13 protein-coding genes and 2 tRNA genes are annotated in these 13427 nt (G+C 32.8%); 8 read left to right on the top strand and 7 right to left on the bottom strand.

Going from position 1 to position 13427, the window contains the following annotated elements:
* Nucleotides 1-61 precede the first annotated feature (61 nt).
* A tRNA-Met gene (locus AAGD19_RS03105) sits at nt 62-138 on the top strand.
* Nucleotides 139-381: 243 nt separating this feature from the next.
* Here the strand turns inward: AAGD19_RS03105 and ruvX are convergent.
* A complete protein-coding gene (ruvX, locus tag AAGD19_RS03100; protein WP_341748294.1) occupies nt 382-855 on the bottom strand; it encodes a Holliday junction resolvase RuvX in 474 nt (157 codons plus the stop codon).
* Nucleotides 856-894: 39 nt separating this feature from the next.
* Between ruvX and AAGD19_RS03095 the strand changes: the two genes are divergently transcribed.
* The 3 genes from AAGD19_RS03095 (at nt 895) to AAGD19_RS03085 (ending at nt 4197) form a co-directional block, all read left to right on the top strand.
* Nucleotides 895-2469 (top strand): phosphoethanolamine transferase, encoded by a 1575-nt coding sequence (locus AAGD19_RS03095; RefSeq protein ID WP_341748293.1) that lies wholly within the window; start codon nt 895-897, stop codon nt 2467-2469.
* Nucleotides 2462-3625: a lipid-A-disaccharide synthase gene (gene lpxB / locus AAGD19_RS03090; RefSeq protein WP_341748292.1), complete on the top strand. Its 1164-nt coding sequence runs from the start codon at nt 2462-2464 to the stop codon at nt 3623-3625. The genes AAGD19_RS03095 and lpxB overlap by 8 nt, the downstream gene beginning before the upstream one ends.
* A 495-nt stretch (nt 3626-4120) precedes the next feature.
* Nucleotides 4121-4197: transfer RNA gene (locus tag AAGD19_RS03085), tRNA-Arg, on the top strand.
* Here the strand turns inward: AAGD19_RS03085 and AAGD19_RS03080 are convergent.
* Entirely contained in the window at nt 4168-5688 is a 1521-nt protein-coding gene (locus tag AAGD19_RS03080) for a recombinase family protein (RefSeq protein WP_341748435.1), read from the bottom strand. The two genes, AAGD19_RS03085 and AAGD19_RS03080, sit on opposite strands and share 30 nt — an antisense overlap.
* Before the next feature lie 79 nt (nt 5689-5767).
* Here AAGD19_RS03080 and AAGD19_RS03075 point away from each other — a divergent pair, with 79 nt between their 5' ends.
* On the top strand, nt 5768-5956 hold the full coding sequence (locus AAGD19_RS03075) for a hypothetical protein (RefSeq protein ID WP_341748291.1): 189 nt from the start codon (nt 5768-5770) through the stop codon (nt 5954-5956).
* A 382-nt stretch (nt 5957-6338) separates the two neighbouring features.
* On the opposite strand, the gene AAGD19_RS03070 is transcribed toward AAGD19_RS03075, so the two are convergent.
* The 4 genes from AAGD19_RS03070 to AAGD19_RS03055 all read right to left on the bottom strand — a co-directional run bounded on the left by AAGD19_RS03070 (nt 6339) and on the right by AAGD19_RS03055 (nt 9314).
* Entirely contained in the window at nt 6339-6791 is a 453-nt protein-coding gene (locus tag AAGD19_RS03070; RefSeq protein WP_341747698.1) for an ATP-binding protein, read from the bottom strand.
* A gap of 932 nt (nt 6792-7723) precedes the next feature.
* A complete protein-coding gene (locus AAGD19_RS03065; protein ID WP_341748290.1) occupies nt 7724-8260 on the bottom strand; it encodes an NUDIX hydrolase in 537 nt (178 codons plus the stop codon).
* Nucleotides 8257-9072 (bottom strand): mannose-1-phosphate guanylyltransferase, encoded by an 816-nt coding sequence (locus AAGD19_RS03060; protein ID WP_341748289.1) that lies wholly within the window; start codon nt 9070-9072, stop codon nt 8257-8259. The genes AAGD19_RS03065 and AAGD19_RS03060 overlap by 4 nt, the downstream gene beginning before the upstream one ends.
* Nucleotides 9073-9077: 5 nt before the next feature.
* Nucleotides 9078-9314 carry a sugar phosphate nucleotidyltransferase gene (locus tag AAGD19_RS03055; protein ID WP_341748288.1) on the bottom strand — a complete coding sequence of 79 codons (237 nt, stop codon included), beginning with the start codon at nt 9312-9314 and terminating at the stop codon, nt 9078-9080.
* A gap of 87 nt (nt 9315-9401) precedes the next feature.
* On the opposite strand from AAGD19_RS03055, the gene AAGD19_RS03050 reads away from it, so the two are divergent.
* The 3 genes from AAGD19_RS03050 (at nt 9402) to rpsD (ending at nt 12347) form a co-directional block, all read left to right on the top strand.
* The gene (locus AAGD19_RS03050) at nt 9402-10175 is read left to right on the top strand and encodes a LicD family protein (protein WP_341748287.1); all 774 of its coding nucleotides are present in this window, start codon (nt 9402-9404) and stop codon (nt 10173-10175) included.
* 8 nt (nt 10176-10183) lie between these two features.
* Complete coding sequence (locus AAGD19_RS03045) at nt 10184-11473, top strand: DNA recombination protein RmuC (RefSeq protein WP_341748286.1); 1290 nt, start codon at nt 10184-10186, stop codon at nt 11471-11473.
* 256 nt (nt 11474-11729) lie between these two features.
* A complete protein-coding gene (gene rpsD / locus AAGD19_RS03040) occupies nt 11730-12347 on the top strand; it encodes a 30S ribosomal protein S4 (RefSeq protein WP_341748285.1) in 618 nt (205 codons plus the stop codon).
* A 322-nt stretch (nt 12348-12669) separates the two neighbouring features.
* Here rpsD and AAGD19_RS03035 read toward each other — a convergent pair whose 3' ends face one another.
* Nucleotides 12670-13425, bottom strand: a complete 756-nt coding sequence (locus AAGD19_RS03035; RefSeq protein WP_341748284.1) for a rhodanese-like domain-containing protein — start codon at nt 13423-13425, stop codon at nt 12670-12672.
* Between the last annotated feature and the right edge of the window lie 2 nt (nt 13426-13427).

Below are 13427 nucleotides of genomic sequence, written 5' to 3'. Positions count from 1 at the left end.
CGGAAGCAAGTTTTGACAATAAAATTACCAAGAAGAATCAATTCACAGGTACTTCCATTATCGTGGGGTGGAGCAGTTTGGTAGCTCGTCAGGCTCATAACCTGAAGGTCGTTGGTTCAAATCCAACCCCCGCAACCAATTATGGTACGAGTTTTAGTCTATCTGAGTTTGTTCTTGCAGTGTCCCATATATACTCGATGAAAATCAAGAATTGCGTTGTCATTATCCAAGATTCTAGCGATACTCACGTACTAATATGTATGCCTAGCACCTCGATTTGGTAATTCCTGCTACTATCATGATTTTGATTCTATCGTCTATCAACTCTTCATTTACGAACAGTATATGACGTCTATGTATTTTTATTACACTAGGATACACTTAGGTTCTGTGGAGTTTCTTAATAGAATCTAAAGTAGTTTCTAAAATCATACTTGCTGCGATTGAATCATCTTTTTGGTTACGTTCTCGTCTTTTGATTCCTAGCGATTTTAATAAACTATTGGCAGCAAGGGAAGTAAGTCTTTCATCTTGTAGATATATAGGAAGATTTATGGCTAAACTAAGCTTTTTGCTAAATTTTAATACAATCGCAGTTTGATTACTAGCCTGACCATTCATACTAATCGGCAGCCCTACGACAACACCACAGCTAGAATAGGTTGTGATCAAGTCTAATATTGATTTGATCTTATTTTCTTCTGTTATCTCATATATAGTTTTTATAGGCATAGCGATGGTATGTTCTTGATTTGAGACAGCGATGCCTGTTTTTCGTGTCCCATAATCAACAGATATAATTGGTCTATTAACTTGTAAAAGTTGAAAAAACTCTTGCAGTGTTGATGTTATCATGATACCTAAGTTACAATCATACAAAAGTACGTTATTTATATGTTAAAACTAATCCAAAAACATTTAGATAGTAAACTAATCAAACTATCTTTGGTGTTCTCTTTTATTTATTGTCTACTTTTTAATTCAGCAGTTATTGTTTATAAATTCAGCTACTACAAATTCACTTTTTTTAAAGCAATATTGGAGTTGAGTAAGGACTCTATTTATATTTGCTTTACTTGCTTTATCATTTTTTTTGGTTTAACTATCCATCGACTTGTTTTTATAATAGGAGCAATCTTTTTATTTGTAACGGGAGCAATTGCCAGCTATTATCTATATCTTTTCAAAATTTCTCCTACAAAAGAGATGATGGGTAGCTTTTTCTCTACTGACTTCAATGAAGTATATGAGATAGTTAGTATTAGGCTAATTGTTTGGCTAATTTTTAGCATAGCTACTTGTATTTATACGATGAAGCATTTCTCTATTTTAGATAGTAAACTATTTGTTACAAAATTACTAGCGGCAATTTGTCTTTTAATTACCATTAATAATATTATTATGCCGCAGTTTAATTTGCTAAGGGGTTATTTTCCTATCCAATATTTACATAACACATATTTATCTTTAAATAACAAAAGAAGTGCAATGCGTGATGATATAAGTAAGAAGTTTTCTTTCATTGATCAATCGGATCAAAATATTACAGTGGTACTTGTAATAGGAGAATCAGCACGATTTGATCATTTTGGTATTAATGGTTATCACAGGGACACTACGCCATATTTAAGTTCTGTTGAAAATCTTTTTTCATTTAAAGCACAGTCTGCTTCCAATCACACACATCTTTCTGTTCCATCTCTTCTATCTCGCCATCCTGCGAGTAGCTTAGACAAAAGTACAGAAGAAACGAGTTTTTTGTCAATTTTTACCATGCTTGGTTTTAACACTAATTGGATTGGCACTCAGAATATAGTAGGATACTTAAGAAGTAAAAACCCAATTACAATTTATGATGAAGTTAGGTTTACTATGATACCTGGTGGTTCTATTTTATTAAGGAGGCTTGATCACGATGGAAAAATGTTACCTCATATTGAAAATAATATTGTAAATTCTACTACTAAAAATGTTTTAGTTATCCACACAGCTGGTAGTCATTGGAAATATTCTGCTAGATATCCTAAAGAATTTCAAAAATTTACTCCTAAGTGTAATTCCATTACTAAGGTAGATCAGAGCAGTTGTGATATTGAAGAGTTGATTAATGATTACGATAACACCATTTTATATACAGATTTTTTTTTGTATAATGTAATAGATCTATTAAAAAATAGTAACGCTATCCTAATATATGTTTCTGATCATGCAGAATCTTTGGGAGAACATGGTTATTACGGTCACGGTGGACCTATGATCCCAGAACAAACCACGGTGCCTTTTCTAGTTTGGATATCGGATGAATTTAAAAAAAGACATCCTGATTTGGTAAGTTCTATAGCCAATCATTTAGGCACTGAAATTAGTCATGACTATGTATTTCATTCGATCCTTAATTGTGTTGGCATTCATTCTGCTGTGATTGACAAAAATTTAAGCCTATGTAGTAAGCAGAGGTTAAATGGCTAAAATTTATCTAATTGCTGGTGAAATTTCAGGAGATTTTATAGGGAGTCATTTGATACAAAGCCTAAAAGATCTCTATAAGCTGGAGGAGATACAATTAGAGTTCGTTGGTGTAGGGGGAAGCAAGATGGAAGAAGTGGGGTTAGAGCATAGCCTTTTTCCGATTAGTCAAATAAATCTTATGGGTTTCGTCGAAATTATACCACATATTTTTAAGATCACTAAGCTAATCAAGCGTACTATTGCTGATATAATTCAGCATGCCCCAGATTTGTTAATTACCATAGACTCGCCAGGCTTTACTTATAGAGTGGCAAAGAGGATTCGAGCAGTCCGCCCCAATTTAAAGATTATTCACATTGTAGCACCCTCTGTTTGGGCATACAAACCTTCTCGGGCTATGAAATACGCTAAAATTTATGATCATTTGTTGGCTTTACTGCCATTCGAGCCACCATACTTTCAGAAGGTAGGTCTAGATTGTCGGTATATTGGTCATCCAATATTAGAGCAGTATTTTTATGATGATAAAGATAAAGAGCTATTAAAGCAAGAATTACAAATACCTGTTCATTCAGAAGTGTTATGTGTCACTTGTGGTAGCCGCAAAGGTGAAATAACAAGACATGCTCCGGTATTCACGCCGGCGATCAATCTACTAGCAAAAAAATTCCCTAATCTTGAAGTGATATTTGTCACGGCTGAGTCTAGTCATAAATCTTTAATTGAACCATTTTTATCAGATGCAGCATTTAACTACCATTTCTCAAGTGATAGACTTAAGATTTTTGCTGTAGCTACCCTTGCTCTAGCAAAATCTGGCACTAATACCTTAGAAATTGCCGCTTGTAATACTCCAATGATTGTTGCTTATAAATTAAATATCTTAAGCTTTTTATTAATAAAGTTACTAATAAAAATACCTTATATTTCTTTGATTAATATTATTGCTAATAAAGAGATATTACCAGAATTTATCCAGTTTAACTGTACTAAATCAAATATAGCAGATAAGCTTACATCACTATTAGTTGACAGGAAAAAAGCAGCACAGCAAGTGAAAGAAAGCAGAAAGATTTTAATAGAATTAGGTTTTAAAAGTCCTAGCTCTCCTTCAAGCGTAGCAGCACATATTATAAAGTCAGAATGTTTAAACTGATATATCATAGTACCCTACATTTTTTATATAACCACTATTAAAATGGCTGCTGATCGTCTATTAGCGAGGAGTCGCGAAAAAGCGGCGACGCGGCAATCCAGGATACGCGAAGCGTTACTCTAAAAAAACAGCTTCGCTGTTTACTTGGATCGCCACGGCATCTAAAGAGCCTTGCTATGACGATTATAGAAAAATGTAGGGTACTATGATAACACCCCTCTTGTAAGAACTCGAGAACAAAAATAACGATGAAGTTGACTATTAGATACAAGAACCAGTTATATTAGAAGAAAAGTTATTATTTTTTGCACTTGAAAAAGATCACCTTAGCTGATATAAAACAAACATCTTTGTATATATACTCTTCTGCTTTGAAGAATTGGCTTTTGCAAATACTTGCAGGGATTTCGCGTACTCACGTACTTTATGTACTGCTTGCGTTCGCTCATCCCTTGTTTATTTATTGTCGCAATTCTCCAAATCATTTGAGTATACGCACCCTTAGCTCAGCTGGATAGAGCAACGGATTTCTAATCCGTAGGTCATAGGTTCGAATCCTCTAGGGTGCGCCATTCTCCGATTTTAGTGCATTTTGTGAACATATCAAACGGTGGACGTAGCATAAAGTCTAGCTTTCCGTCTTTTAATTCTAGGTTACCAAACACTAAATTTATCAATTTACGTTTTCTCTCAATAGTAGAACCTTTGAAGGCTACGAACGCTCCAGAAGCCAGTTCTACTAAGTTAATCAAGAGTTCTGAAAATTTATCATCAGCATTTGTATGATTCTCTATTTCTCTAATAATATCTTTACGTTTTTGTATTAATTGTTTATGTTTTTCTTCGTAAGTATTTTTGTCAATATCACCATCTAAAAATAAATCAGTCAATTTATCCACACGTGTCGTAATCTTTGCATGTTCACAATTAAGTTCCTTAATACGTTGTTGATAATATTCTTGCTCCGCATTGGCACCGCTTTTAATATGTGATATCACATTAGCTAACACCTGTGGTTTCAAATGCATAGATTCAAAGACTTTTTCTACTTCTTCTAATACTTTTTCTTCTTTTACGTATATTATCTTATTAGAGTTAGTGGAATCCCAAGTTCGTAAATATGTCCATTCTTCAGTTTGACCATTAATATAGGTTTTCTTTTTAGTAGCAGCAGTGACTATTCGGTCAGTAGCAGCACATTTTATTAACCCCCTAAATATATACTCTTTTTCTCCATATTTAAACGGTTTTTTATTCCAACCAAGGCGTACTGCTTGACAAGCATCAAATAACTCCTTACTAATGATTGGTGGATAAATATGCGGGTATTCTTTTTTAGTTTTTAGTACTCGCATTACTCCGTAATAAAATGGATTGGTAATAATAGAATGAAGATGAGAATGACACAAATAACCTTGATGACCTCTAGAATTACGCAGCCCCCATTCTTTGGTTTTCTTCAGCATCTCAGGAAGAGTATGACTGCCTGTAGCATATGTTTCAAATATTTTTTTAATTAAAGGACCACGATTAGGATCAATGATTATTTTTCCTTTGTTATGTCCTGTACCGTGTCCTTTGATATGCAAGTAACCAATAGGTGCAGTACTGATCCATTCCCCTAAACGTAATTTTTGGTCTATACTACGGTTGACATTATCTCTAAGACTATCAACAAATGCTTGAGCCATTAATACAAAAATATTCCACATCATCTTTTCTTGTGACGTAGAGTATTTATGTATTATACAATTTTCTGTGTACAAATGTAGTTCGATTTTTGCTCTTTCAATCAAGTCATTTAGTAGAGGAGTTTCTTTATAACTACGTTGTAATCGATCTACCTTATCTGCTACTACTGCTATAACTTCTTTTTGTTTTTTAGCAAAGTCTATAGCTTCCTGAAACTTTTTACGATTACCTACTGTTGATGATTCAGAGAATTCAAAGGTTTTTAGAATTTCTAAACCTTTACGCATACAATATTCTTGTAATCGGTATTTTTGTGCTTCAATAGAGTAGCCTTCTTCTTGTTCTTTTGATGAGACACGAGCTAGAAGAATAGCTTTAACAGCAATTATCTTTTTAAAAAAATTGAATATTTTTATCTTATTCTATCTCTGATTAAAATGAAGCAAGATTTTGACAAATTCTATCAAATTCCTAGTTGCCGTATGTGCTTCAACGTCGGATAATTTGCCGTTATATTTTACTCTGATGTTGTTAACTATCGATTCATATAATTCATCTTTACTCCTTTTATCTTGGTTGATATGTGAGTGTTGTTTGTATGCTGTCGTTGGTTCGAATCCAACCCGAGTTGCCAATTAATTATACTGGCAAAAGCTATATTTAACGCTGGTTTCATGTGAGGCTCGATACTAAAACATTTTTAATACAAACATATTTCTAAAAAATATAGTTTTTATTAAGTGTTTTAATGTTACAAATTAACTTCAAATGTTCATAAAACCTAGCTCTGCTCTTATAAATTAATTGGCAACTCGGGTTATCCATTATTCTTTCCTTAATTATATTTCTGTAAATTGTAATCAGGTTTTGCCCCCCTATTGTAATGAACTATTGCTCCCCCTAACCACATTAAAAATTAGTTAATTTAGGCACTTTTTAATTTAAATTCTAATCGAATCTAAATTAAAATTTAGATAATATTTAGTTACACTCAATTAGTGATTTTCAATTATACTTTTTGCTAATTTACATCTTTTCCTCCTCTAAAACTTTTATTACCAGTTTCTATGATGTGACAATGATGTGTCAATCTATCGATCATTACTTTTGTTGCTTTAGCATTACCAAATATATCACCCCATTCTTCAAATCTCAAATGGGTAGTGATAATAAGCGAAGACTGCTCATATAATTTAGCAAATACCTCAAATAACAGGAATCTAGCATCCACTTTTATTGGTACATAACCTAATTCATCTACTACAATCAGATGGAATCTCTTAACTGAATCGATGAATTTGCTTTCATAATTATGCGTTTTAGCATTAAGCAATTGGCTAGCTAATTCATTTAAAGTATAAAATCTTACCCTGTAATTTCTTTCAATTGCAGTGAACGCTAAGCCAATTGCTAGATGAGTTTTTGCAGAACCAGAACCACCTATGAGCATGATATTCTGATGATTATCAATCACTTTTTGTATATCAATATTATCTAAATTTTAATTTAGATTCGATTAGAATTTAAATTAAAAAGTGCCTAAATTAACTAATTCTTAATGTGGTTAGGGGGGCAATAGTTCATTACAATAGGGGGGCAAAACCTGATTACAATTTACACTGCTTTCCAAACGCTCTTCCAAACGTTCATCACTTCATCCTTGCTTACATCATAATGTTTAGTCATATAATTATCATTTCCTACCTAATTGGTTGTTTGATCATCTATAACCTCCAAAAGTAAAGCCCTTCGCTCCAGTTTGTTTCCAAACCTTCAACACTACTATAACTTTATCCGCCCCACTCTCTTGGAAGAAAAGAGAATGATTCCCAAGTTCTAAGTAATAGCCTAATTCAAGTTCACGCCATCTCTATATCGACTGTCACTAATCCAAAACACACATTACCGATTAGTCTATATCCCAAAGATAAGTCAGAATCTCTAGTTTTGACAGTATTAAAATTTATTTCGACACCTCATCGATTGGTTCGCTTACGCTCGTCTCCTTGAATCCTACGTGACGATTTAATCGCCTTTTCCCCATCCGCTCAACACCATCTCCTTGAAAGACACAGCACCCCCCGTGGGGTCGTTTGAGATCTGCTCGTGCTAGCCGATCTCGGTGGACCTACCACCATCTATTACTTAGCATTCAATCATTTACTACGATAACGTTATTGTTTCTTGGCACACTCAAGCTTCATGGATTGCCACGCTCACGTACGTTCGCTCGCAATGACGGTTTAAGTCTTACAACAGCACTTCGCTAATAGACGATTTTTTAACTTTCAACATTTGTGGGGTGATGTTGCCCCTACCGCCATTATGTCATCCCAGCGAAAGCTGGGATACTATCGTCTACCAACTCTTGAAATCATAGCAGTATATATTTACGAAGCCAATTCTTCAAAGCATAAGAGTGTACTTTTTTATCATCCTTTCTACTGAATTATCTAGCACAAGTTCTTGATAATTAGAAGCAAATTCTATCCATCGTAATTCGTTTGATTCAGAATTTTTTACAAAATAGTCGTTGCAAACGGTTTTTAATAAAAATCTCACATCATAATGATAATGTTCTTGGTCTATAGAATTACTAGGAATTAGATGAACATCTATATCATAAATCTGTTTAGAAATCGGTTCAATCTCTAAAATACTAGATTCTTCCTGTGCCTCTTTAATTGCTACAGCCAAAATGTTATTATTACCATCACAATGTCCTCCTGGTTGCAACCATTTATCCAACTTACGATGATGCATCAGTAAGAACTTTGTTTTATCAGAATTAAGCAAGAATCCTGAAGCGGTAAAATGTCCTTCTTTTGTCTCCCTACTAAATGGATTTTTACAATTATCTAGAAAGTCCAACATCCTTTCTTTATATTTATATTCTTCTTGAAAATTGCTGACATAGTTTTTTATACTCTCACGTAAGTTCATAATACTTCTTTTCGTCCCATCTCTGTCATTTCCATTACAAGCTGCTTTATTTTCTCAACTCTTGATTTATTTACGATCAATAAAGCATCCTCAGTATTAATAATTATTATATTATCAACTCCTATTACAGCAGTAAGCTTATTATTAGAACTAATATATGAATTTGTACTATCAATGTTTATAACATCGCCTTCGCAGTAATTATTCGTTATATCTTCTTTTTGTATTTGCCATAAAGAATGCCAATTGCCAATATCATTCCAACTAAAATTGGCTTCTATCATAATCATTTGACTAATATTTTCGATTATAGCATAGTCTAAAGAAATGGGGGTAATATATAGGTATGGTTCTAAAGCAAGTGTTATATTATTATGATCTTTGGTTGCAAAATAATATGCATCATACGCATGTTTAAAGAGTTCTTTTTGCCATAATTTAGCCTGCTCTAAAATAAAATCTATATTAAAAATAAAAATTCCTGAATTCCAAAAATATTTGCCATTTGCTAGATAATTTTGTGCTTGTTGAAGAGTAGGTTTTTCTACAAATTGTTGAGTGTTGTAAGTTCTATCTGCTAATAACTTATTTATTTTAATATAACCATATTCGGTATTTGCAAAACTAGGCTTAATCCCAATAGTACAAATACCAAATTTTGCGACATAATTCAAAGATTCATTAATAGTAATTAGGTACTTATCAATATCATGTATATAATGATCAGAAGGCAGTAGAATAACAGTATCATAACCGTTATTCTTTGCTTGAATAGCTGATATAATTGCACATGAAGCTGTATTTTTAGGCATAGGTTCTATATTATTAAGTCTGCTTCTATATTTAGCTCTCTAAGTTGCTCTTTTGCTATTAATTCATATTCCTTAGCAATTATTAAAGTTGGTTTGCCTAAAGTTCTGTTTGTAATCAAGGTTTTTTGTATTAAACTCAAATTCTTAAATATTTTTATAAATTGTTTTGGTTGCATCTGTCGTGATAATGGCCATAATCTAGTTCCTAGACCACCAGCCATAATTACTGGTTTTACTTTCATATATTATTAATTATATAATTATCTAACTAAAGCAACTTATAGTTTATAGCTTTAAAAAAGTCTACTAAAATAAACATGGGAATATATATGCACAAAAATCATAAAAAAACTAATAACTTTTTCTTTAAAATAGCTGGAGTAATTATAATTACTTATGGTTTGTATCTAGGCTATGTAGAGTTTTATGATCACCAATGGAGATATGTAACTCCTACCGACCAACAAGTACAGAAATATACAATTAGTGAAAATAAAGCCCTAAGCTTATACCAATTAATGAAAGATACTCATGAAATATTGACTAAACATAACATACAATATTGGATTACAAGTGGTACACTTCTTGGGACAGCAAGGCATAAAGGTCTTATACCTTATGATGATGACTTAGATATTGCTATAATGCACGCTGATGAAATAAGGTTACAAGATATACTAACAGATTTTGTCAAGTTAGGTTATAAAACTTACCATCAAGATTTTTACACTATATGCAACAAGGTATGTATAGATATTTTTATTTTCCGTCCAAAAGACAACATGTTTATATATGCTAATTTCAGAACGTTACGTAGATTTCCTAATGATTTCTTTTATATTGACGAAGTATTTCCACTGAAGAAATATAAATTTGGTGAGATTGAAGTTTATGGTCCTCATGAATTTAAAGGTAACCTAGATAGGCAATACCCAGAATGGGATAAATACGGGATAATTCAGCAACCGCATAGTTATTTTGTTACTCTTTCACCTATTGAACAAAAGACTAAATTCATTTTAACTCCGAAATTATTAAAGCCAGCTATGCCAACTGGTCCTTTAGAAGACCGGGTAATTCCAAAATTACTAACTAAAGAGTAAACTTATCAATGAGTTATATTCCATTATTGCTTACTACCGGACTTGTTGTTTTATTTGGTTTATTTGCTTGGTTTTATCATAAGACAACCAAATTAAATGCAGAATTAGGCTTTCTATCAAATAACTATTTAGAAACAAGTAAGCAGAATCAAATTTTGCAGCAAGAAAAAATTTCTTATATCCAAAAAATTGAGCAATTATCTAGTAAAGTAGACTATCAGAATCAATTGATAGCTGAAGCAGATAAAGCAAGGCAGGAGTCATATGTATCGGCAAAAAATGCTTTATTTGATCTTGGTAATGAATTGTCTAAACAATTAATTGAAATTCATAGACGGGAAAATCAAGAAGCAAGAGAATTATCAGAAAAAAATATTTCGGGGGCAACAAGCAAATTTAATAACGAGTTTGAACGTTTAATAAACATGGTTGGGTCATTAAGTAGGGATATCGAACAATCTAAAGGAACAGTAGACATTATTAAACAATCCCTTCTTTCTCCATCTGGAGCTGGATTACTTGCTGAAATTACTCTTGAGAACATTCTAAAATCATCAGGTCTACGTTCTAATTTAGACTTTATCATACAATATTCTGTGACAACTACCGATAATTTAAAACTGAGACCAGATGCCCTAGTTTTCTTACCTTCTGGTAACTTAATGGTTATAGATGCAAAAGCTTCAAAGTTTTTAGTAGATTTAGGGCAAGATAGTTCTAATCTTAGTAAAACCATGAATAATCATTTAAAGTCCTTAAATAGTAAAGATTACGCGGAAAATGTTTTAGCTAGTTTCCAAGATAAAAAGGAACATTTTGGTAATATAGTTACTTTGATGTTTGTCCCTACTGAACAGGCAATTGAAAAAATTCTGATTGCAGATAATAATTTTTTATACAAGGCCTGGGAAAGCAATATTTTCCCAGTTGGTCCAGTAGGACTTATGAATATGCTATCATTTGCTAAATTCCAAATTTCAGATTATAGACGGTCAGAAAATCACAAATTAATTATAGAAGAGGTAAGAAAATTATTGACCTCTATTGCTTCGTTAGCGGAGCATTCGCAGAAACTTGGCAATAATATTCAGCATATAGTCAATAATTATGATAAATTTGCCGCTTCTTTTAATCGACATTTTTTATCTAAGGCTAGGAATATTCAAAAATTAGGCATAGATATTGGTAACAAAACAATCCAGCATCCTATAGAGCGTTATCAGCTTGTTTCATCAAAATCTGAAATTATTGATGCCCAGTTGCTCGAATCATCCGATAAAATCAAGGAATTAGAATAGACCTCTTGCATAATTTGCTTATGTTGAGGAATTCGCATACACTCATAATTTCAAAAAATGAGGAATTGACTTTAATTGTTAAAATATATATACTCAAATGATTTGAAGAATTGGATTTGAAAATGAATGGTGAGCAAGCGGAACGTACATATAGTACGTGAGCATGCGAATCCATGATATTTCCAAAGCAGAAGAGTATACTTAAATTAACGTCATAATGACGTCAGTATGATATCAAAATTATGAGACATAGAGCGTGACAAAAATTATTAATTCTAAATATAAGGCTAGCAGAAGACTTGGTGTAAGCCTGTGGGGCGATAGTAAAGATGCCTTCAATACAAGAAATTATCGTCCTGGTCAACATGGTCAGAATAGTATGGTTAAAACTTCTGATTATGGTCTACATTTGAAGGCTAAACAAAAACTTAAATGCCATTATGGTAGAATTAACGAGAAGCAATTTAGAAATACTTTTACTCTCGCACAAAAAATGAAAGGCAATACGGGTGAAAATTTTATAGCCCTATTGGAAAGAAGGCTTGACGCTGTTATATACAGAATGAATATTGCACCAACGATTTTTGCTGCAAGACAATTTGTTACCCATGGTCACATTAAAGTGAATGGTAAAAAGGTTAATATCCCAAGTATAAGACTAAAAGAAGGAGATGTCATCGAGCTAAAGGAATCAGCAAAACAAATCCCTGTAATACTCGAGACAGCTAGCAAACAAGGAAACATTGTACCAAGCTATTTAACTTTTGATTCCAATTCATTGTCGGGTCAGTTTGTCAAAATCCCAGTAATTTCTGATGTTCCGTACCCATTTGAACCAGAAGTACATTTAGTAGTTGAACTCTATTCAAGATAATTAAGAGACTAAATATCATCCCTTGCTTCGGTGCAGCTTACTCGCCATGCTATCTCACCCCTGTGTAAACAGGGGGTTATGATATTTAACACATCCTTCTAGGCTATTTTTTTAGATATCAGCCTATGTTGGGATGACAATTCATATTAAAATCTGATCCTGCCTATAATAGCTTATTAGATATCTTTCGAAACTCGCTTATGCTGAAGAATTTAAAGAAGCCACGAAACCTCGACCTGCAGCGTACTCAAATGTGTGTGAGGAGCAGAGTTACCGGGAGCATGAATAAATTACCAACAGAAGTAGAGTTTGCCAAAGATATCTATTGATCACCACGTTCCAACCAATGTCCTTCAGCTGGTGACAAGTCACTTGCCACAGCTCTTCTGTCATCAAATACAAAACATTCTCCTTGCCATAACCTATTACGATTATGGGTCACTTCTAAATATTGTAAAATACCGCCTTTAAGATGGTACACATCATTAAAACCCAGTTTCTTCAAATAGGCTGTTGATTTCTCGCATCTAATCCCACCAGTACAAAACATTGCTACTTTTTTTCCAGCAAGTAATTCTTTATTCTGCTCTACCCATTTGGGAAATTGCTTAAACGTTTCTGTCTTCGGATCTATAGCCCCTTTAAAAGTACCTACACAAACTTCATAGTCATTTCTAGTGTCTACTAATACCACATTATTTTGGCTAATAAACTTGTCCCAGTCCTTTGGTTCAATATACTCTCCTTTAAGATTTGCAATATCAAGATCCCCAACTGTCATAGCAATAATTTCTTTTTTCAGCTTTACTTTTAATTTTTGAAAGGGATGGATATCACAATAATTTATTTTAATATTTACATCTTCCGCAGATGTAAGTTTTATAATTTCATCTACTAAAAAACTTACCTCTTCTTTTGTCCCAGAAATTGAACCATTAAATCCTTCTAGAGCTAAAAGAATAGTACCCCTAATTCTTCTTTTTTTACCAATAAGTAAAATCTTTGGCAGCAAAATCTCAAGGTTTTCTAGGTTAGTAAAACTATAAAAACTTAATACTGCTATTTTATCATTATCCATAC

The organism is Candidatus Tisiphia endosymbiont of Dascillus cervinus (assembly GCF_964026405.1).
Lineage (GTDB): Bacteria > Pseudomonadota > Alphaproteobacteria > Rickettsiales > Rickettsiaceae > Tisiphia.
Note: the sequence above shows the minus strand (reverse complement) of the source record. Positions and strands in the feature narration are given on the sequence as shown.

What these genes read in the sequence shown, in the direction of transcription:
- AAGD19_RS03045 (WP_341748286.1), top strand. Translation starts at nt 10,184, where the DNA reads ATGAGTTATATTCCATTATTGCTTACTACCGGACTTGTTGTTTTATTT.
- AAGD19_RS03035 (WP_341748284.1), bottom strand. Translation starts at nt 13,425, where the DNA reads ATGGATAATGATAAAATAGCAGTATTAAGTTTTTATAGTTTTACTAAC.
- AAGD19_RS03060 (WP_341748289.1), bottom strand. Translation starts at nt 9,072, where the DNA reads ATGCCTAAAAATACAGCTTCATGTGCAATTATATCAGCTATTCAAGCA.
- AAGD19_RS03050 (WP_341748287.1), top strand. Translation starts at nt 9,402, where the DNA reads ATGCACAAAAATCATAAAAAAACTAATAACTTTTTCTTTAAAATAGCT.
- ruvX (WP_341748294.1), bottom strand. Translation starts at nt 855, where the DNA reads ATGATAACATCAACACTGCAAGAGTTTTTTCAACTTTTACAAGTTAAT.
- AAGD19_RS03095 (WP_341748293.1), top strand. Translation starts at nt 895, where the DNA reads ATGTTAAAACTAATCCAAAAACATTTAGATAGTAAACTAATCAAACTA.
- AAGD19_RS03065 (WP_341748290.1), bottom strand. Translation starts at nt 8,260, where the DNA reads ATGAACTTACGTGAGAGTATAAAAAACTATGTCAGCAATTTTCAAGAA.
- lpxB (WP_341748292.1), top strand. Translation starts at nt 2,462, where the DNA reads ATGGCTAAAATTTATCTAATTGCTGGTGAAATTTCAGGAGATTTTATA.
- AAGD19_RS03055 (WP_341748288.1), bottom strand. Translation starts at nt 9,314, where the DNA reads ATGAAAGTAAAACCAGTAATTATGGCTGGTGGTCTAGGAACTAGATTA.